At 60.9% G+C, this 21717-nt stretch carries 10 protein-coding genes; 6 read left to right on the top strand and 4 right to left on the bottom strand.

The genetic code is table 11. The features are described 5' to 3' along the window. The first annotated feature begins 26 nt into the window (after positions 1 to 26). The 3 genes from C4J84_RS17095 to C4J84_RS17085 all read left to right on the top strand — a co-directional run bounded on the left by C4J84_RS17095 (position 27) and on the right by C4J84_RS17085 (position 3128). Positions 27 to 995, top strand: coding sequence for a fimbrial protein (locus tag C4J84_RS17095; protein WP_124435786.1), 969 nt, complete (start codon positions 27 to 29; stop codon positions 993 to 995). A 144-nt stretch (positions 996 to 1139) separates the two neighbouring features. Then, a complete protein-coding gene (locus C4J84_RS17090) occupies positions 1140 to 2096 on the top strand; it encodes a fimbrial protein (RefSeq protein WP_124410427.1) in 957 nt (318 codons plus the stop codon). Between the two features lie 75 nt (positions 2097 to 2171). Further along, positions 2172 to 3128 (top strand): DMT family transporter, encoded by a 957-nt coding sequence (locus C4J84_RS17085; protein WP_124371346.1) that lies wholly within the window; start codon positions 2172 to 2174, stop codon positions 3126 to 3128. Between the two features lie 611 nt (positions 3129 to 3739). Here the strand turns inward: C4J84_RS17085 and C4J84_RS17075 are convergent. Further along, positions 3740 to 5128: a class II fumarate hydratase gene (locus tag C4J84_RS17075; protein ID WP_124371345.1), complete on the bottom strand. Its 1389-nt coding sequence runs from the start codon at positions 5126 to 5128 to the stop codon at positions 3740 to 3742. A gap of 192 nt (positions 5129 to 5320) precedes the next feature. On the opposite strand from C4J84_RS17075, the gene C4J84_RS17070 reads away from it, so the two are divergent. From C4J84_RS17070 to C4J84_RS17060, 3 genes are all read left to right on the top strand, one after another. Beyond that, a complete protein-coding gene (locus tag C4J84_RS17070; protein ID WP_003236690.1) occupies positions 5321 to 5839 on the top strand; it encodes a DUF2059 domain-containing protein in 519 nt (172 codons plus the stop codon). 6 nt (positions 5840 to 5845) lie between these two features. Further along, the gene (locus C4J84_RS17065; RefSeq protein WP_124363679.1) at positions 5846 to 6139 is read left to right on the top strand and encodes a BolA family transcriptional regulator; all 294 of its coding nucleotides are present in this window, start codon (positions 5846 to 5848) and stop codon (positions 6137 to 6139) included. Between the two features lie 138 nt (positions 6140 to 6277). After that, positions 6278 to 9265, top strand: coding sequence for an RHS repeat-associated core domain-containing protein (locus tag C4J84_RS17060; RefSeq protein WP_124435785.1), 2988 nt, complete (start codon positions 6278 to 6280; stop codon positions 9263 to 9265). 83 nt (positions 9266 to 9348) lie between these two features. Here the strand turns inward: C4J84_RS17060 and C4J84_RS17055 are convergent, their stop codons facing one another. From C4J84_RS17055 to C4J84_RS17045, 3 genes are read right to left on the bottom strand one after another with little or no spacing between them, the layout of a single operon-like run. Further along, positions 9349 to 13929, bottom strand: coding sequence for a SpvB/TcaC N-terminal domain-containing protein (locus tag C4J84_RS17055; protein WP_124435784.1), 4581 nt, complete (start codon positions 13927 to 13929; stop codon positions 9349 to 9351). Continuing rightward, a complete protein-coding gene (locus C4J84_RS17050; protein WP_124435783.1) occupies positions 13926 to 18740 on the bottom strand; it encodes a neuraminidase-like domain-containing protein in 4815 nt (1604 codons plus the stop codon). Before C4J84_RS17050 ends, C4J84_RS17055 begins: the two co-directional genes overlap by 4 nt. A gap of 2 nt (positions 18741 to 18742) precedes the next feature. Next, complete coding sequence (locus C4J84_RS17045; RefSeq protein ID WP_124435782.1) at positions 18743 to 21565, bottom strand: Tc toxin subunit A; 2823 nt, start codon at positions 21563 to 21565, stop codon at positions 18743 to 18745. Positions 21566 to 21717 lie beyond the last annotated feature (152 nt).

Genomic DNA, 21717 nt, shown 5'->3' with positions numbered 1-21717 from the left:
GTAGGGCAGAGGAATGAGAGCTCAAGATGAAACGATTATTTGGCGCCACCGTGCTTCTGGTATCGACCGGTGTGAGTACCGCTGTGACAGCCGCCGATTGCCGTGTGAATGGTGGCAGGTGGGTGTATGTGGGTGCAGGCGGTACGCTGAACTTGCAGGTGCCCGTCATGGTGCAACCGGGTTCGGATAACTCGCGTATCTACCTCGAAGGAGCCCGGTTGGAATGCCGATTCACCCCGGGCCAGCCTTTTCCCTCGTTCGTGGACTTGTGGCGGACCGCCACACAGGCCGGGCCTGCGTGGACGCCCGGCGCCAAATTCACTCAGCTGGGCACCGGCTTGCGCATCAACGGTGCTTACCTCAATACCCCGGTGCCGTATGACATCCAGTTGGCGGTCATGCCCAACAACGGTGTGGGCGTCCCCATCGACGTCACGCCCTACATCCTGATACGCAACAACCCGACGAACCCGGTCGACGTGCGGATAGGGGATAACCTGGGCGTGCTGCGCCTGCGTCAGACAAACAACTACAACGGCACCAGCACGGTGCTTGCGCTCACGTACCTTGCGGCGAATAACTTTTCCGTGTCCCCCTCAACCTGCACGATCAACAACAACGCGCCCATCGAGATCGATTTCGGCAACGTGCATCAGCGGGCCATCGGCACGGACCCGCTGACGTCCTCCATCGTCAGCAACCGCAGGCTCACCTATTTATGCCCCGATGGCGGGATCAATACACCCATCACCATCACCTACAAAGGCAGCCCGTCTTCGTTCGACCCACGGCTGCTGCGGATGACCAATCCAGACGTGGGCACGGCGCTGATTCGCGCGGGCTCAGCGGTGCCTGTGAACGGTTCGTTCCGGACCCAGATCACCAATAGCGTAGGGGGGGATGATGTGACGTTTTCTCTGGTTCGACGCAATGGGTCGCTACCGGCCTCAGGGCCCATAAGCGGGAGCGGCGTACTTGTCATGGGCGTGCCCTGATGCGTGCAGCTCCACATGCCGGCGCGGGCTTGTTCGCGAATACGGTGTGTCAGTTGATAACCACCTGATTGACCCACCGCATTCGCGAGCAAGCCCGCTCTTACAGGGACGTGCTCTCATTTCAGATGTTTGATGGAGTTCAAGATGCAACGACTATCTGGAGCCTTGGTGCTTCTCGTTCTGACGGGTATAACCACGACCGCGCACGCTGTCGATTGCCGTGTCAATGGCGGCCCCTGGCAAAATGGCAACCCGAACCTGCAGGTCCCCGTTACCGTCACTCTGAGTGCCGACCGCAGCAGGATTATGCTGGAAGGCGCACGGCTGGAATGTCGATTCACCTACAGCGGCGGCCCTGCCTGGCATGCGGACTATTGGACAACCGGGAGTACGGTAGGCACCGCCTGGACGCCCGGCCCGAAATTCGCAAGCGAAAGAACCGGGTTACGCATCAATGGCGCTTTCCTCAACACGCCGGTGCCGTCGGGTATCGGCATCGTCACCATCCCCAACAACGGGAGCGTTCATCTGATCAATGTCACCCCCTATATTCTGCTACGTAACTATCCCTCCAACCCGTTCGATGTGCGAATTGGCGACGACCTTGGTCTGTTGCGTCTCACCAGTTCGAACAACTACGACGGCACTCGACCGCAACTCACCGTCAGGTATACCGCGGCCAACAATTTCACCGTTTCCCCGTCTACCTGCACGATCAATAACAACAACCCCATCGAGATCAACTTCGGCAACGTGCACCAGCGGGCCATCGGCACCGACCCGCTGACATCCACTATCGTCAGCAACCGCAGGCTGACCTATTCGTGCCCGGATGGCGGGATCAATACACCCATCACCATTACTTACAAGGGCACCCGCTCTTCGTTCGATTCACGCCTGCTGATGATGACCAATGGGGATGTGGGCACGGCGCTTGTTCGCGGCGGCGCAGCGGTGGCTGTGAACGGTTCGTTCCTGACCCGCATCACTAACAGCACGGGCGCCGACGACGTGGCATTTTCCCTGGTACGTCGAGCGGGTTCATTGCCGGCCGCAGGCCCCATCAGCGGCAGCGGGGTACTGGTGATGGGCGTGCCATGAACACAGCGTGATACCCAAAGCGCACCGCCTGCCCCTAGAATGCCGGTTCCAATTCCTCTGGCATCTGGGGCACTCATGCACATTTCTTCCGGCCGCTGGGTCTACGGTTTTTTCCTGACCCTGTTGACCGCGCTGCTCTGGGGCATTCTGCCGATCAAGCTCAAACAGGTCTTGCAGGTGATGGACCCGATCACCGTCACCTGGTTTCGCCTGATAGTGGCCGGCAGTTGCTTGTTTGTTTACCTCGCCGCGACCCGGCGTTTGCCCGGTCGCAAGGTGCTCGGCCCCAAGGGCGGCTGGCTGGTGGCGATGGCGGTGTGCGGGCTGGTCGGCAACTACGTGTTGTATCTGGTCGGCCTGAAAATGCTCAGCCCCGGCACCGCGCAACTGGTGGTGCAGATGGGGCCGATTTTTCTGATGGTTGCCAGTGTGTTTGTGTTCAAGGAGCGTTTCAGCCTGGGGCAGGGCGCGGGGCTGGTGATATTGATCGTTGGCTTCGGGCTGTTCTTCAACCAGCGCCTGCTGGAGCTGCTCACCTCGATGGGCAGCTACACCGCCGGGGTACTGACCGTCCTGCTGGCGACCAGCATCTGGGTGTTTTACGCCCTGGGCCAGAAACAGTTGTTGACCGTGTGGAATTCGCTGCAGGTGATGATGGTGATCTACCTGTCGTGCGCCGTGTTGCTGACACCCTGGGCGCACCCGCTGGAGGCGCTGCAACTGAGCCCGCTGCAGGGTTGGCTGCTGCTGGCGTGCTGCATGAACACCCTGGTGGCGTACGGCGCGTTTGCCGAGGCGCTGGCCCACTGGGAGGCCTCACGGGTGAGTGCGACCCTGGCGCTGACGCCGCTGGTGACCTTTGTGGCGGTGGCGTTGGCGGCGTGGCTGTGGCCGGAGTTTGTGCAGGCCGAAGCGATCAATGCCTTGGGGTATTTTGGCGCGCTGGTGGTGGTGATCGGCTCGGCGATGGTGGCATTGGCGCCGTCATTGATGGCCGGGCTCAGGGCCCGGCGATTGCGCATGGCTTCATGAGTATTTGAGCGGTACGCCGATCCAAATGTGGGAGGGGGCTTGCTCCCGATGGCGGCCTGGCAGCCGACCATGATGCTGGATCAGAGCGAGTACATATCCGTTGCTGCGGTAACGGCGGCTGGCGGTTCCGCTTTTTACAGCGTGTCACTTTTGGAAGGACCCAAAAGTAACCAAAAGGTCCTCGCCCCACCACTCGGTGCCTCGCCTAGGCTCGGCATGCCCGAACGCAGGCTTGAATCCGTGGGCCGCCGCCATGCGCCATCCATGGCGCAGGGCGGCTAACCCGGCGTCCTGCCGGGTTACCCACGGATTCAAACCTGCGTTCGGCCAGCGTGGTTTAACGGGGCGCCCAAGATCAAGGGCAGGATCAAGATCAAGAGCGGCTCGCTTCGCATCGTGGTGACCGTAGGCTGCTACAAACTTGTGTAGATACCTATGGCATCGGGGGCACTGTAGGAGCGAGCTTGCTCGCGAAAAACGCCCAGGCAACTCGTTCATTCTGGATAAACGCGTTGGCTTTGAGTTCTTCGCGAGCACGCTCGCTCCAAAGAGCCTTAACTGACTGGCATTAAGGCGAGCCCCTCTCCCAAATTTGCACTTACCCCAGGCTTTTAGTGCCCGGCTTCCAGCATATTTTCCGGGCGTACCCACTGGTCGAACTGCTCATCGGTCAGATAGCCCAGCGCCAGCGCCGCTTCGCGCAGTGTCAGCCCTTCGGCATAGGCCTTCTTGGCGATCTGCGCGGATTTGTCATAGCCGATATGCGGGTTCAGCGCGGTCACCAGCATCAGCCCGCGTTCCAGGTGTTCGGCCATCTGTTCGGCGTCCGGTTCGAGGCCGGCGATGCAGTGTTCCTGGAAGTTGTTGCAGCCATCGGCCAGCAGGCGGATCGATTCCAGCAGGTTGTGGATGATCACCGGTTTGTACACGTTCAACTGCAGGTGCCCCTGGCTTGCGGCGATGCCAATGGTCACGTCGTTTCCCAGCACCTGGCAGGCCAGCATCGACAGCGCTTCGCACTGGGTGGGGTTGACCTTGCCGGGCATGATCGAGCTGCCCGGTTCGTTGGCTGGCAATTTGACTTCGGCCAGCCCGGCGCGAGGGCCGGAGCCCAGCAGGCGCAGGTCGTTGGCCAGTTTCATCAGCGCCACGGCGAGGGTTTTCAGCGCGCCGTGCAAGGTCACCAGCGGCTCATGGCCGGAGAGAGCGGCGAATTTGTTCGGTGCTGTGACGAACGGCAAGCCCGACAACGCCGCCAGCTCGGCGGCAATCGCTTCGCCAAAGCCGTGGGGTGAATTGAGCCCGGTGCCGACGGCGGTGCCGCCCTGGGCCAGCTCGCACACGGCGGGCAGGGCGCTGCGGATGGCGCGTTCGGCGTAGTCCAGCTGTGCGATAAACGCCGAGACTTCCTGGCCGAAGGTGATCGGTGTTGCGTCCATCATGTGGGTGCGGCCGGTCTTGACCAGCTTCATATGCCGCGCCGCCAATTCCGCCAGCCCACCGGACAACACCGTGATGGCCGGCAGCAACTGCTCGTGAACCGCCTTGACGGTGGCAATGCTCATGGCCGTGGGGAAGCAGTCATTGGAGCTCTGTGAGCGGTTCACATGGTCGTTGGGGTGCACCGGGCTTTTGCCGCCGCGGTTGTTGCCGGCCAGTTCATTGGCGCGGCCGGCGATCACTTCGTTGGCGTTCATGTTGCTCTGGGTGCCGCTGCCGGTCTGCCACACCACCAGTGGGAACTGGTCGTCGTGCTGGCCGTCCAGCACTTCGTCGGCGGCCTGTTCGATCAGGCGGGCGATATCGGCGGGCAAGTCGCCGTTACGGTCGTTGACCCGTGCAGCCGCCTTCTTGATCAGGGCCAGGGCATGCAGCACCGCGAGCGGCATGCGCTGTTCGCCGATGGCGAAGTTCACCAGCGAACGTTGGGTCTGGGCGCCCCAGTAAGCGTCATCCGGGACGTGGACGTCTCCCAGGCTGTCAGTTTCGATACGGCTCATCGGGCACACTCCTTCAGGTTCGTTTGCGCAGTTTAGGCTGTGATCGGCCCAGGGGGTTCCAAAAAACACGCTTCATCGGATTTGCCCCCCGCAAAACCAGGCCCGACAAGGCCTGGGGTTGAGCCGCGAGGTTTTTTAGGCGCAGAATGGTCGCCCTTGGGGTTTTACCTCGCCTGCTAGAAAGGAAACTCGATGACTCGTCTTCGTGCCATCTGTACCGCGGTTGCTCTGGTTTGCGCCAGCGGCCAGGTTTTTGCCGATACCGCCAGCCACAACGCCAGTGCCGAAGCCTTCCTTACCCTGGCCCACGCTGACAAGCTGGGTACCCCGGTATACATGCAAGTGCAACAAATGTTCGCCCAGCGTTTCGAACAGACCAAGGCGCCTGCCGCCAAGCAGTCGGTCCTCGACAGCTACCAGGCCAAGGCCAATGCCGCCCTGGACCAGGCTATCGGCTGGCCGAAGCTGAAGCCGGACATGGTCAAGCTCTACACCACCAACTTCAGCGAATCGGAGCTCAAGGACCTGGTTGCTTTCTACCAGTCGCCACTGGGCAAGAAAGTCCTGGAAAAAATGCCGCAACTGACCCAGCAATCGGCCCAGATGACCCAGGCCAAGCTGGAAAGCGCCGTGCCGGTGGTGAACAAGCTGTTGGAAGACATGACCAACGAGCTGACGCCAAAAGCCGCCGCACCGGCCAAGAAGAAGTAAGCAGAAATGACCATGCAACAGCGTATCGAAACGGCACTCGCCGCCCTGAACCCGCAACACTTGAGTGTGCTGGATGAGAGCCACATGCACAGCCGTGGGTTGCAGACCCACTTCAAGGCCGTGCTGGTCAGCCAGCAATTCGAGGGGCTCAACCGCGTCAAGCGCCACCAGAAGGTCTACGCCAGCCTGGGTGACCTGATGAACGAGTTTCATGCGCTGGCGCTGCATACCTACACGCCTGAAGAATGGGCGAATATCGACGCAGCGCCGGCTTCGCCGACCTGCGCCGGCGGGCATTGAGCGCAGCCTCGACCCGCGCGAGCGGGTCGGGGCGATGCCAGTACCCGGATACACAAAACATCCCCCAGCACCACCTTGCTCCACCCCCCATCCCTAGGCTTTCAGGACTACTTATTCAGCAAATAAGGTCTTGAGGTCATGCCTGATTCCATCCATCGAAACACGCCGTCCCTGGCCGCAGTCGACCCGCGTGGGTTAATTGTTCGTAACATCAACTACCACCGCGCACGTGCAGAGGTTGAACCGCAGGTGCGCGTTCATCGCCAGGTGTTTGGCAGTACGGGCTTGATGATTGAACAATGGGACCCGCGTTTGTTGCAGTTGGCCCGCGCACAGCCGGACACTGCGCCCAATCAACGCACGGTCTATAGCCTTGGCGGACAAGCGTTGCGCACCGACAGCGTGGATGCCGGCTGGCGGCTGACGCTGCTGGGGGAGGCCGGGCATTTACTCGAAGAATGGGATGGGCGGGGCGCGCACCAGGCTCATCGCTACGATCAGTATCTGCGTCCGGTCGCCGTGTTCGAGCAGGCGGCCATTGATGAGCAAGCGCGGTGCGTCGAGCGTCTTGCCTATGCTTTATCCTCGGCTGAAGAGGCCGCACGCAACCGCTGTGGCCGGGTGATTCGCCACGATGACGGCGGCGGCTCATTGTTCCACGAGGCGTATGGGCTGCACGCGCAGGTTGCGCAGCAAACCCGACGCTTCCGGCTGGCGGGTGCCGCACTGGATTGGCCGGAGCCCGATGCACAACGCGAGCAGCGCCTGGAGGCCGAGACGTTCCAGACATCCGTGGGGTTTAACGCCCTGGGTGAGCGGTTGCATCACACGGACGCCAAGGGCAATCGCTTCGACTACGCCTACGGCATTGACGGCCAACCGGCGAGTATCGCTGTGACGCCCAGAGGCGGCATGCGTACGCAGGTGCTGGGCGATCGCCGCTACAACGCCGCCGGCCAGGTGCTTGGCGAACGCGCCGGCAATGGCGTTGTGCGGGCCATGCACTACCGTGAGTTCGATGGTCGCTTGCGGCAGATGACTGCCCATCTGCCCGCACAACCGGGTGCGACGCTGCAAGACCTGCGCTACGCCTATGACGGCGTTGGCAATGTCGTGCGGATCGACGACCTTGCCCAGCCGACGCAATGGTCCAGCAACACCCAAGTCGGTTCGGCCAGCCTTTATGAGTACGACACGTTGTCGCAACTGACCAAGGCCACCGGCCGCGAAACCGCCGGTAACCCGGGAGGTTCGGCGTTACCGGCCAGGGTAGCGTTTGGCTCGACTGACGACAGTGTATGGCGTCGCTACACCCAGCGGTTCAGCTATGACGCCGCCGGCAACGTGCTCACGTTGCAACATGTGCCCAGCAGCGGCACGGGCTTCACGCGGCAGATGAGCGTGGCCGCAGGCAGCAATCATTTTCGGCCCCAGGCCGATGGCAACAGCGCGCCGGGGTTGGGCCAGGGCTTTGACCGCAACGGCAACCTGCAAGCGCTGGCAGGCGACCATCCGATGGGCTGGGATGTGCGCAATCAACTGGTGCGCCTCACGCAGGTGCGGCGTGCGGGCGGCAACGACGATGAAGAACGCTACGCCTACGATGCCACCGGCCAGCGCATCCTCAAACGCCGGGTCGCCCAGGCCCGGGGCGTGATGCACACCGCCGAGGTGCGCTACTTGCCGGGACTGGAAATTCGCCATGACAGCGCTACGGGGGAGCAACTGAATGTCCTCAACCTCGATGCCGGAACCACCACCGTCCGTGTCCTGCTTTGGGATCGCCACCCTTCGGGAGGGCGCCAGGACGCGCAGATCCGTTACGGCTTGTCGGACCACTTGGGCAGCAGCAGCCTGGAACTGGGCGAGCAGGCGCAACTGCTCAGCCAGGAAAGTTATTACCCCTATGGTGGGACCGCGTGGTGGGCGGCGAAAAACGCCAGCGAGGCGAGTTACCGGTTCATCCGTTATTCAGGCAAGGAGCGCGATGCCAGCGGGCTGTCTTACTACGGCTACAGGTACTACGCACCGTGGTTATGCCGCTGGATCAGCCCGGACCCGACCGGCGATGCCGATGGCTTGAACCTGTACGCGATGGTTGGCGGTAACCCGGTCACCAGGGACGATGCGCAAGGGCTGGCCGCAACCCCGGCTTTGGAGGCGCCCCGGGACAAACAAATACGCAGGCTTTCCATCAGCCGCAGGCTGGCGAATATAGGGTGGATTATGCGCTCGAGGATACAAGCGGCCTCGTCGGCCGCGATTCGCGATGGTTTATCCACCTATATCGCCAATGCCGTCGCGACGGGTGTCGAGCTGGCGGTATTCAGCACCCTCCAGCCCACGCCGGAACGCAATCAGGCCTTGCGCTATAGCGTCGCCGCGCTGGATGCCCTGGCCACGTTCCATATGAGCGCCGGTATCGCCGGTAACTGGACCCGCATGGCGCCACAGATCGGTGTTATTTCGGCAAGCCTTGTGGGCGCTGCTTATGCCATCCAGGTTGACACGCTGAGCGTTCAAACCGAGGAACAGTGGGACCCCATAGCGGTGCAACGGTTGAGCGGGCATGTTCGCTCGCTCTCCAGGGAACTGGTGCAGCAGGTCATGCGTGGTCACGGCAGCGGGTCATCCTGGGGCAGCACGCCCCTGCGGGCCAGGCTCGGCCGCACCGCCGGCGCGACGGCAGCGTACGCGGTCGCCACCGTCGCCAACGCGGTGTACGGCGGCGAACTGCCTGCGCTGATGCAACCCAATGTGTCCCCCGCAGTTGAAGCCTACGATGGGGCGATGGGAGCGATGATTCGTAGCGGTCACCCCACGGCCGCCCACGATTCCCATGGCCTGACCGTGCAGGCGCCGGACCCTGCGGCGCTGATGCACGGCGGGCTGAGTAGAATGTTCAATCAGGTGTGGACGTACTGGGCCGCGACCGGGATTGAGGCGTTGGCCGTTGCGCTCACGGGCCTGCCCCAGGCTGCGCAAAGCGGGAGCACTCGCACGATAGTGAGGGTGGCCCGCGGCCTGATTGCAGCACTGACCGAATGGCGCGGCTTTTTCGTAGTGTATGCCAGGCGCGGGTACACAACCCTTGCCTCGAACTGGAGCGCAGCCCGGCGATCCTGACAAGCACAAGGATGGGCCGTCGCGGCGGCCCATGTTTGCGTGTTACCAAAAGTTGTTTACATAGCGACAGCCCTCAGGGGTTGTCAGTCAGTACCCTGGGCGGGGTGCAGCTCGTCGTAGGTGTCGTTTTCATCCTCATTGACGGTGTACCAGGCCCAATAGGTGGTACGCCGCATGAATCCTCCTGCGGTGAGTGTCTGTGTCGGGCGCCCGAGAGGGTCATACAATTGCCGGTCGCTGTGGCCCAGCTCGCGCATGGAGTGATCGTTGACGTAGGCGTGGCTGTTGGCGAAGTAGGCGCGGTAGAGGCGTATGACCAAGCCCTTGTTGTTGTATTCAACGCGCTCGCTGACGCGCCAGCGGGGGTCGGCATGCACTTGGCGCAGCTGCTGCTTCAAGATGCCGGATGCGTCCGCCAGCTTGTCGACCAACAGGTCGCCCTTCTCGTCGACCGCATGGGCCGGGCCTGGTTCGGTCTTCTGCTTGGTCTGCAATGAACGGCCGAAGCCATCCCAGCAAGTCAAGGTCATGCGCACCTGTCGTTCGGCATCGCCGGGGTAGCGGTCGGCTTGCAGCACGAGCCCATGTACCGGCGTCCGGCTGGCCGCATCGATCAACGCCTTGAGTTGTACTTCGCTGTCGCTGAGCGTTTGACGACCGTCACTCAGGCGCAATCGCGCGCTCATGCGGATATGCCCGCCGGGGAGCAGGTAGCCTTTGGTAATCCACTCGGGCTTGACCTGGGCCGGGTCGATGCTGCCCATCCAACTGAACGGGGCGTAGCAGTGCGCGCTGGCCATGTCTTGCAACACGCTTTGCGCCTGTTCGATGGCAGACCCAGGCGTTACATGCTTGAGCGGACGGTAGCTGTCCAGCGCGGCGAAGCCCACCCTGAGGCTTTGTTCATGGCCGTGAAAGCTGCTGGCAAGCAACTGTCCAAAACCGTCATAAAGCGCCTCTTGAACCGTGCCGTTTGGGTCGACGATTTTTGTCGGCAGCAGCAATCGATAGTCGTATTCGGCTACGGTCACGCAATCGTCGGGGGCTTTCACCCGCAGGGTTTGCAGCGTGTAGGCGTCGTATTGAAGGGTCGTTTCGCCGTGGGCCTTGGTGGCCTGCAGCGCCCTCAACCGACAAAACCGGCTGGGCTTGTCATAACGGGGAAAGTAGCGGCAAATCGACCACAGGCGGTTTTGCGCGGGCGGCGCCTCGCCGTCGAACAGAAAAAACATCGCCATGGTGCGATAGCCACTCTCGGTGAGCGTTTGCACCAGGTCCACCGTGGGTTGGTTGGGCATGGCCGGGATGTCGTTGTAAACCTTCAAGGCCTGGTCATCCAGCTCGGCGGTTTCCAGGTAATCGGTCAGTGCCTGGGTTGTGGCGACGCCGGGGTCCAGGGTTTTACCTAAGCCACCGGCCTGCCGGTAGCGCTGCACCGACAAGCCGCTCAGTGTGCGCAAAGCCCCTGCGGCCAATGGCCCGTCGCGAGTGTCGATGAACCGTTCATAGGTGATGCGCCCGGGGGCCAGCCCGCCAGGCGCCGGCGCTTTGCCGAGCACCAGGGCGTTGTCTCGTTGGCTGTAGGGCAAGGCCAGGCGCCACTGCTGTGCGCCGTCCAGGTGAATCGGCTGTGCCAGCGTTTCGCTCAGGTAATAGAACTGTTGCGCGCTGTCATGGGTATCGCGCCACCAGCGCTGTTGGTGCTCATTCACCAGCACGGCGGGTGGCGGATCGCTGGCGGTGGTACGGCGCGCATAATGCAGGGTCACGCCATGCGCCAGGCAACCATAGGCGTCCCAGCGCAGGTTGATCTGGTGCTGGCAGAGGGGATCGTCTGCCACGCCTTCATATTGATAGCTGATCGACTCCAGGGCTAATGGCAGCAACCGGGCGTAGGGCGTATGGGCACTGGCCGGCGCCAGTTCGCGGACCAGATACCGCTGGTGTTTGACCGAGTAGGGCACGGGCACGGCGTCGTCCGTGGGGTCCGCCGCCATCACCTCGACCCGCAGCACACTGCCACTCAGTGCACGGGCCGCCTCGCGTGCCAGCGCCGGCGCAGGATCGCTGATCAAGTCGTCGTGATGATCCAGCGGCCCTGCCTGGGCCGTCGTCCTGTAGCGGCTTACCAGCGTGCGCCCGAGAGTCTCGGCTTGCGGGTCGTGAGGGCTTTGGTCGAGGGTGGGCATGTCAAGGGATCGACCGGTATGAAACCAGGTTTTGCTGCGCAAAGGTGCGCTGGAACCTGGCGGGTTGCGTGCGTCCTTGCGGCGTTCGGTGTCGGTTTGCAGCACCAGCCCGAAGCCACGGAACTCGCGATCCAGGCGGTCGTAATACGCCTGGCGATAGCTCATGCGCTGGGTCAGTTGGTTGCCGGTGATCTCGTCCCGTTGGTTTTGTTGGCTGACCAGCAGCAGCGCAAAGGGTAACCGGCTGATTGCAGGCTGACCCGTGGCATGCAGCTCGCGTTTTTCGTCCAGCCACTCCTGGGCACTGCTGCGATAGTTGATCAACGCCTGGGCGCCCATGTTGTTATCGGTGCGCCTGAGGAGCCAGGGCTTGTGGCTGAAAAAGTCATAGCGCCAGTGGATGGAGCTCTGGTGGGCAGCGGTCAGGATCAGGCTCGGACAGCCCAGGCCGAGCACGTCGATAACGCTGACCTGGCAGTGGTCGTCATATTGCACGCCATCTGGCCACGGGACGTTGATCGCTTGTGTCTCGAAGCCGTTGCCGCCTTTGTTGAGGAAAATACTCAGGTGAGCGGCGCTCAAATACAGCAGGTCTGCCGCGCCACCGCCATTGAGGTCGACGAGCAGTACATGCGCCGCGTTGAACGTTTGATAACGCAACGGCAGCGTGGCCAATACGAACCCCTGGCCAAAACGGCCGCGACCCAGGTTCGGCCAACATTTCACTTCGTTATGCCGGACACGCACCAGATGCTGTTGGCCGGTGGCGAGTACATCGCTGAACGCCACCAGTTCGTTGGGCGAGGAGGAAATGACCGGCAAGCCATCGTCGGGCCCATGCGGCACCTCGGTGGCGGGTGCGAAGCCGGACGCCCGGCGATGTTCATACAGGCGCACGCTACGCGGGCCGATCATCGCAAAATCATGACGGCCTGCCCCCATCAAGTCAGCGAGCGTGCCCTGCGGGTGGAAGAACTCCGACGGGAATGCATCGAACGGCGTATAGGCTGACCAGTTGCGCTGTTCGTCCAGGCTGAAAAAACCGTTCATCCCGGGCCCCGCCACCAGCCAGTCCAAACGCCCGTCGCCGGTCACATCGGCCAGCGCCTGGTGGATGGGCCGGGTGCTGTCGGCCACCGGCAGCCGCGTCAACTCCACGGCCGCGCCGTAGGTCACCTCGTTGCTGGTGCACGGGTGTTGCGGCCTGAGCGGTTCATGGTAATACCAACATTTGTCTGCGCGGTACAACACACCGGGCAGGCCTTCGCCATACAGATCCACCAGTTGATAACGAGCGCCGCCATGCGGCTTGGGCAATGCAGCGAATGCCTGGTAGCGGCCAGGGTCAACCTTGAGCTGGCTCGACTCATAAAGGCACTCCAGCGGCGGGCGGCTCACGCTGTTGCCCGCGCTGTCGAAGGCTTGCTCATGCACCGCGCTCAACAGGCTGACTTGCGAGGAGATGCGGTATTCCAGCAGCAGGCGCTGGACCAGCACCGGGTCGGCACCCATTTGCGTTTCTTTGGGAAAGTGGTGAAACATCAGGATCTGGCTGCAGCGGCGCAGGGTGCGTAACTCGAAGCCGAAGGCAAAATCCGAGCAGGGGTCGGGCCGTGCCGGCCAGTCCTGGATTTTCAAATACGTCGGGCGCTTATCCAGTTCGAGGGCGCGTTCGCCATAATCGAAGAGCAATTGGAAGTGCCAGCCCACGTCCGGTTTATCGTCGGTCTGCCAGAGGTAAAGCTGCTCCTGCTCCCTGGCGGTGAAGTTGCCGTAGCAGACGCTTTGCAGGTAGTGCCGGGCGCGGCAGTCCCTGGGGTAGCGCGCGGTGTCGGTTTCTTTCGTGTAGTGATAATAAATGTGCTCGCCGTGGGCGTTCAGGCTTTCCTGCAACAACCACTGCGCCACATGGTGCGGCTGGTCTGGATCGGCAATCCGGGCCAGCGCGGTTTTTCCGTAAAAGTGCTGGCTGCCATCGGCACCCTGTATCAACCAGAAGCCGGCCGTGTCGGTTGCCGATTGCCAATGTTCGATACGGTCGAAGCGGCCCTCGACCCTGGGGAAGTGGCGGGTGACCGTATACGCGATGGGCAGTGGCAAACCATTGAATGCCGCGTGGCTGCTGCTGATGATCGCGCCCTCGGCGTCGCGTTCCGGTAGCCAGATTTGCGCGTCGGGGCCCACCAGCACATCGTGCATCGTGTAGCCAGGCACGCCATGGGAGGTGCGCCGGCTGACGGCAGGCTGGGGAACTCCCCAGCCAAGGCCGAAGGGGCCGTTACCGGCGCCGCTGTGATAGGTCAGCGACATGGCCGGCGCGTAGCCACGCCCGGGCGAAATCGGCAAGGCAATTTCAAAGCTTGCCGTACCGCTGGAGCCGATATCGCCCCAGCCCTTGCCGGTGCCCTGGATGGCCGCACCGCCTTTGGGCAGGGCCGGGGTATTGACCTGTAGCAGGGAAGTGTCGTCGCTCATGCCTGACCCCCACTGGCAGCGGCTGCCCTGGCGGTGTAGCGCAGGTGAATAACAATATCGTTGATGGATTCCAGGACGGCTTTTTGCCCGCTCGGGTTGGGGAATTGCAGGGTCCAGTCGGAGATGGCCCCCGTGTATTCGAACGGCAAATAACGCTCGTTGCTGTCGAACGTGAGGGTGAACAGGCCGTTGTCATCCAGCCCGGTGGACAGTGCGATTTGCTGATGGGCACGCCGGTCCGTGCGCTGCTCGCCGGTGGGCAGTTCGATTTGGTTGCGGGTCTGGGTCAGTATCGCCTTGATGTCTTCATAGGGGCCCAGGGTCGCGGGCAACGATACGCTGATGCCCTTGATCCGTCGCAGGATGTGCCCGGGGTAATCCTCTTCGAACAGTGCTGCGGGTAATTTGAAGCACAGCGTGCCTTTAGTGACCAGTTGTCGTTTATGAGCAGTCCACTTCTCTTCAGTCGTGGGAGGCGGCGTCTGGGAGGTGTCGGTTGCGGGGGGGGAGAGCTCGCACTCGTGCAGGCGGTGGCGCAGGGAAATGGTCTTGACGATCTCCAGATCCCGCACGTTATGGTTCAAATAGGCCGCGTTCATGTTCAACACCGACAGCTTCAGGGCTTCACCCGCCAGATAGCCTCGGTAGTTGTTGTTCCAGGCGCCAGGCTGGATAAACGTGCGCGCATAGTCCGCTATCTCGTATTGCCAGCACGCCTGGGCGCTGCGGCACAGGGAAAGGCTAAGGTCATAGACTTGGTAATAGAACGTGCTCAACTGAGCGTTGAGCCAGTCATACAGCTGTGCCTTGGAAAAGCGCTTGGCCAACAATTGATAGTTCGACCAGGCTTGGGCCAGGGAGGTCTGGGCCAGGCGCAATTGCAGGCGCGTGGCTTTTTCCTGCTCGGCATAGGCCTGTAATTGGGCATCGACCTGGGCCAGTTCGAGTCGGGCCTGCTCCTGGGCATGGGCCCACTCTTGCGCCCGGCGGTTGAATTGCTCGGAACGGTCCAAGTCTGCGGCGGTGCCGCGCAGCGCCGTGGCAACGCCTTGGGCGATGGCTTGGGCGGCATAGAACGGGCCTTCCCAGCGCGAGCCGCCGACACTGGTACCGAAGATATTGGGTGCCACCATCGCGACGCCGGCCGCTGCGGCGGCGGCGCAAGCGGCGGTGTCGAACCCGGTGCTGATCAGGTAGAGCAAGCCTGCCTGGGATTCGCCGGGGCTGATGCCTTCGGTGAGCTGGTGTGCGTAGTAGTGCATCCGCGACTCGATCATGCGTCGGCTGGCGTCGAGTGCCTGGCGGTTCCTTGCGTCGATCTGCAACGCCTGGGTTTGCTGGGTCACGACGATATTGGCCAGGTCCCACGCCTGTTGTTGCTGTAGCTCCAGATATTCCGCCTGTTCCTTGCGTTCAATCAGGGTCAGCACCGTACTGCCGAATTGAATCACCGCTTCGGCGGCCGTGAGCGCGTGGCCCGACATGACCTGGAAGCGATAATGGCCGACGTGCGCGTCGACGAACGGCGCGGCACCACTTTCGCCGAAAGCCCCTTGGCCTTGGGCGGCCAGCAGTTTGAGAGGCGACAGCGGCGCCCCGTAGAGCGGCAGGTGCAAGGGTTTACCGGTGATGTCCAGATTGTGCCGCAGATTATGCAGACGGCTTTCGAGCTTGTCCCAGCGCGCCACCAGTTCGGCGTTGAAAGGCAGGCGCAGATTATCGGTGTCCGTGAGCCAAGGCAGTGCATCGCCTTCGACCGACAGGTTGACGTCGATGGTCGGGTTGGTTTGCTCAAGTTTGGCCAGGGCCTCAGAGCCCTGCGTGGCCAGCGCGCCAAGGGTGATTTGCGCCCACGGTTCAGTGATGCTGACCCTGGGGCGTGGGCCAAGGAAATGCTGGGCTCGGGTGTACCAGAGTTTGGCTTGGGTCAGGCTGTCCGGGGTGAGCTGGCGATAGTCTGCATCGCCGCGATTGAGCAGGATATCCAGGTAAAACAGGTAGATCGCCTTGCGAAAATGCACGGGTGAGCGTATCGCCAGTTCGTGGGGATCGTGGCTGGTGTAGCCGGGCAGCCGTTCTTCACGGGCCAGTTCGCGCAAACCCCAAAAGGCAGGCCGTTTGCTGGACGCCTCGGCGGCACGCCCAGGGTCGAACAGATAGCCGAGCCAGGCTTGCGCTTCGGCATAGCGTTGCTCCTGATTCAGGCGATGGGCTATCAGCCAGGGCGCGTACAGGAACAGCTCCCAGAAGTACTTGCCGTTAGCACCCGTGAAGTCGATGCCTTCTGCTGTGCCGCCAGGTGTGAGTGGCGGCTCTTTCCAGGTTTCTGGCGTTAACGAGAACAAATAGTCAAGGCTGACATTGGCCGCCTGGACCAGCTTGGCGGCAATACAGGTATTCATGCGCAGGGTGGCGGGCATGTCGGCAGGCAGGCTTGCCGAATTGTTGGAAAAGTCGATGAATTCAGCGGTGCCGAGTTCGCCCGATTCGAGTCTTTTGATCGTCGGCGCCAGTTGCGGGTTGGGCGTGGGGTCAGAAACAGGTGTGGTCAGCGTCAGGGTGGCCGTATTCAATGCATAGCCGAGGATTTTCGCGCCGCCTTCGCCAGGCTCAAGCGTCACCACCCCATGTAGCAGGGTGAAACCGGACTTCATCTGCGCCTGCGTCACCGGAATGCGCGTCGTGACCCGATGCCCCTCAGGCAATTCGGGACTGGACCCGGTGAGGCTTTCGTGAGCGGTGTCCTGGAAACTGATGATGCGATGAGAGTTGGCAGTGATGTTTTCGGTGAATGGGTAGTCTTTGAAGTTCGCACTCATGATGACGTGTTTATAGGCGCGTAAGTTGGGCGTGGTCACGTTTGCCTTTTGGACTATCAGTGTGTTTTCCGAATGCAGCTTGTTTTTATTATCCTCTGGACTGGTGTAGACGTGATAACGGTCGAGGTTGATATGGAACTGTTTGTGTGTGTATAGATTTACGAAAGCGTTTTTGTCGACATAGTTACCGTCCAACAAAAGGTTGTTTTGCGCGTCTGTTCGATGGGTAAACAGTGCGCCGTCAGCATCACATACAGCGTTAGGGAATTCCTCATGGGTGGTCGAATTTTTAAAATACAGTGCGCAGTACTCAGTTCTCTGCTTTGTGGAGGCACCGCTGATCATAGAGCCCTTGCTCAATTTAAGTTGAGTGGCTTTGGGGTCATCCAGCGCATCACGGGTCATCAGCTTGATAGTGACATCCCGCTGTTTGTCTAAGGTGACGGCGTACTGGTGCTGGAAACGGCCACTGAGAGTAGAAGAGAACACAAGTTCCTGAGTGTTTGAATCGAAAGAAACGTCAGTGGTATCGGTGTTTTTTATGTTTGTCTGTTTTTTTTCAAAATTCCAATGGTCGTTTTCTGTGAAAATCATTTGCGACGCGATAGTAATTTCGTAGTCGGCTTTGGGCGCTATTTTAAACTGCGAGTTGCCCTGGTTCTTGTGAGCGAAGAGCGTGAGAAACTGCCGGGCGCTGTCAGGCAGCAATTCGCTGTAATACCCGTTAGTGCTCTGCACCTCGCCCTTGAGTATGGCCTGTACTTCGGTCTTCTGGGACGGGTCGAAGGGTTCCATCAGCCGGTTTATTTCTTCGGCCAGCGCTGAGCCGGGCAGCACGCTATAGCGTCCGGGGCTGCCGCCATCGGCGACGGTGGTGATAGTGAAGGACTGGTCGATATGGACGGCCTGGAAAAACCTGCCAATGAAATTATCCTGCTGTTTAGGATCTTTACGGCTGGTAGCGAGCACACTTAAAAAAAGCACGGGCGTGCTCTTGCTGTCGACGATTGCCACCGTTTGCGTAATGCCTTTGAGCAGCTCCGAACTGGATGCGTTAACGTCTTCGGTGGCGCAATATTGCTCAATGCACGCCTGAGGCACGCTCCAACTGCCATCATGCTTCTTATACGAAAAATTGAGCCGGAATTTGACGTAGTGGGTGTTGATCCAATCGGCCAGATCTTCCTTTTCCTCCGAATCCGATCGCGCCGGCTTGAACGAACTGGACGGGGTGGGTTTGATGCACTCGGCCCAGATGAAAAATAGCCGGCTATTGAAGTACACCGGCCGGATACTTTGCTCGGCGGTGGCGTCGGAGACCGACAGGTTGATTTTTTTCCAGTCTGACCAGGCGTCCTGCAAGAGCACCGCGCCGGAGCGCCTGGACAGGTCCAGCGAGCGCCAGTAATAGGTGTTCTCGGAGGTGGATTTACCGACGAAGTAATAGGTGCCGCTGTGCAGGTTGTTCAAGTCGGCGTCTATATAGCCGTTGAGTGTGCGTATGTTGGCGGTTTCCTCGAACCTGGCCAGATACTGCTGAACCGCCGTGGTGACGGTGTCCGCTTGAATTCGGTATTGGCTGAGGTCGTTTTGCAACTGGTGAAAATTGTCGGTCCTGTTCCGTCGTAACGTCGGGTCCAGATAGTTGGCCGGGTGGTAGTGCAATTGCTGACTGGCACTCCACAGCGGGTAGGTGTGCAACTGTTCGCGCCAGATCTTGTTTTGTTGCGCGGTCATGCCCTGATGGGCATAGCCCGGCTCCAGGCCCAGTTCAATGCGGCTGATGTATTGCTGCAGGCTGGAAATGGCACAGGCTACCGGGCTGGTTGGCACGGCTTGGCTGACTTGTACGTCGAGTAGCCAATACGCATAAAGGTCATCGGCATTGCCGATGGTTGCCTTAAGCGCATCAGGCACTTTATGGGTGAGGTAGTACGCGAGCATGGCGTCGCGCAGGCTTTCATTAAGCTGTTGGTCAAGCGAGTGAGACATGATCAGTCCTTGAGCAGGTCGGTAGGTAAAGGCGTGTTGACGGGAGAGGCATGGGCACTCGTGAGCGCCTCACCGACGGCCTTCCATTGAGCGAACGTCGAGTTGGTTTCAAGTTGGCTGGCTGCAATCAGCAGGGTGGCCGACAGGCCGGTTGCAGTGCTGGCTTGGCGGCAGCGCAGCAGCCAGTCCAGGCGATCCATGGAGGTAATGCGTGGAGGGTTCAGTTGGCTGCTGAAGACGGTTATTTCGCTGGCACTCCAGCCAAAAAGTCGGGCGAGATGCTCGCTGGTTTCTTCAGTGTTGTGTTGTGCCGCGCGATTGGGCCGCGCGTTGGCCTGTCCGAAGTAATCGAGAATTTGCCCTTCCGTCAGGCCAAAACGCTCAATGCAATGGTTGAACTGCTGAATGAGGTAGAGGGTGTGCGGGGTCAGTTCAAGGACCGAAGACGCTTGATAGTCATTGTCCAGCCAGTGTGGGTTTATCAGAAACTGATCAAGCGCCTGGCGGCTGAGCGGCAATTGCAGAACATCGACGGCGTGGGGGAGCAGCAATATCAGATAGCCGAGGGTTTGCAGGGGTGGGGCTGCAGGCGCGTGCAAGCGCAGGAAATGGTTGTCATATTTTTGATGACCGTTGGCATCGCCTGGCAGCTGGGGTACGGCGCGGATGATCTCTTTGAGGCGTAGATACAGCGCCCAGAACTCATTACGCACCGTCTCCATCAGGGTACGAAGCTTGGGTTTGGCTCTCTCGATATAGTAGGTTGTGCGATTAGCGTCCGTGCTGATGGCAATGGCGGACAGCGCTTGCTCGACCGCCACCTCAATGCTCGTGTTTGAGCGCATCCGTTGCAGTACTTGCAGGGCCAGGGCTTCCCAGTCCACGGCAGGCAAGCGAACTGCTTCATCAGCGGGTTGCTGGGGAAGTTCAAGCAGGTTCAGCTGTTTGGAGAGAGAAGCCTGATCATAGGCCGCGAACTCTTTCAACAGCAGGTTGATGGCCGGGTCCTGGACCTGCTGATCGAGCAATAGCTGGTGCCTCAACAGTGACAGGCTGTTGCCATTCTCCTTGAGCCAACGGCTGGCCCATTCCAGGTGCATGAGCATATCGAGAAAGTCAGCCGCGCCCTTCGGCTTGCGTCTCAGCGTTGGGTGACGCAGTTGCGTAAGAAAGGGCGTCGTGCCGGGCAACTGCAGCAGTTGCTGGCATTCCATGACCGACAAGCCGAACAGCCGAGCGATTCGCGCTTGCCGATAGAGTGCGCTGACGGTCTCGACCGTGCGGGTTTCGGGCTCATCGGCGATCAGCAGTTGCAGCGAGTCCTGGGTGTCTTGCAGGCCCAGCGCGGCGCAGAGTTGTTGCCGGGTGGTTGCGTCGAATGCCTGCTCGTCCAGACACAGCGCAGGCAGGGCCGAACCCGCGCGGTTGAACACCTGATCGAACAACGACACGCGCTCACCCGAACCGTGAACGGGCAACTGATGGAGCCAGGCGGCAAACTCTTCGGCTTGCAGGCTGTAGCGCTTGCTCAGATAGCAAAAGACCCCCAGCGCCCGAAGGGTGTTATGGGTGATCAGCAGCGCGCGGTTGCTGGCGCCTTCGCAGCGCATCGCGCTGACCAGCAACGTGTCCAGTTGCGCGAAAGGCAGGCCGAGCCAGCGCTGCAGGCGAATCATCCGTTGCAGCCTGTCGAAGCGTTCAAGGCTCACGTTGACCAGCTTGGCGGGGGCGTCTTTGTTCAGGCTGATCGCGAGTGTGGGGGCAGATGCAAGCGCGCCGTTGATGTAACAGGCACCGTAAGTGAGGCCGGTGGGCTGTTTGCAGTTTGGCGATTGGCGCGGTGCTTGTGTCTGCTGTGCCAGCAGCGCTTGAAGTTGTTCGGCATCCAGTTGCGTATGCTGCAGGAAATCAGTGACGTCTTCCGGCCCCTTTTCAGCCGTCCAGTTGAAGTACGTGCGATAGAAGGTTGGCGCGCCCTGCGCCGTTACCCAGTCTCTTTTCAGCAGGGCCTGTTGTTCTGGGCTCAGCCCGGATAATAGGCATTGCACCTCATTGTTGCGGGTAACGACTTGCCCGTAAGTGCTGGTTGCTCCCGCCAGGGGCAACTGGCGACTGATGCGATAGTTCAACTCACCCAACATCGGCTTGTCGCCCGACAAGCCCAGCCGGCATTGCTGGTGGTGGAAATGATACGGCAGCGAAAACGGGTACCAGGTATTGCTCAGCAGCGAGTAGGCGTCGTTGGCGTCGGCGATATTGCTGAGCAAGGTCTGATTGATGATCGACAACATGGGCACCTGGCCCGTAACGCTGTGTTGGTCGATCAACAGGTCCTTGAGGTCTGCACGCCGGGCGGACAGCTTGAGCACGTCGGCCCCCTTGGCATTCTGTTCCAGTTGCAGGGCGAACAGATAAAGCGCGCGCAGGTAGGCAGCCGGCGAATCGACCGCGGCAATGGACGCGTTGGCGCAGAACTGTTCGCGATTTTCGTTGAACAAGGCCTGGTAGGTGGCATCGGTATCGGCGGCGACATCGCGTTTAGCGCGCAGGGTAGGGCGCTGCGACGAGACCTGCTGTTCGCGAAACAACCTTTCCAGTTGCGCTGCAGCGCTCTTGGCCTTGCGGTATACCGCGTGGGCATCGTCATCGTTGCAGGTGGCCAGTTGCTCTGCGAAGGCCTTTTCGCTGAGACGCACAATGTCGAATACCGAATGAATGTCGAGGCGCTGCAGCGCGGTGTTGAAATCGTCCCGACCGGGGGCGGGAGGGTGTGCGTGATCAATCAGTTGAGCGAGCAAGGAGCTGCTGTCGGCTTGCATATTCATACGTTCCTTCACGCCCGCCGATGGGTCCGGCGGGCAATCAAAAACGCTATCACGCAGGTTAACGGGGCCAGGCATAGCTATTTACAGGCTGCGTCGGCCCCCGCCGGTTGAGGCATCCATACACCGATACCACCTATGTGCAGACATGGACC

It is taken from the genome of Pseudomonas sp. R11-23-07, from assembly GCF_003852295.1.
Lineage (GTDB): Bacteria > Pseudomonadota > Gammaproteobacteria > Pseudomonadales > Pseudomonadaceae > Aquipseudomonas.
This window is presented reverse-complemented; position numbering and strand designations above follow the sequence as displayed.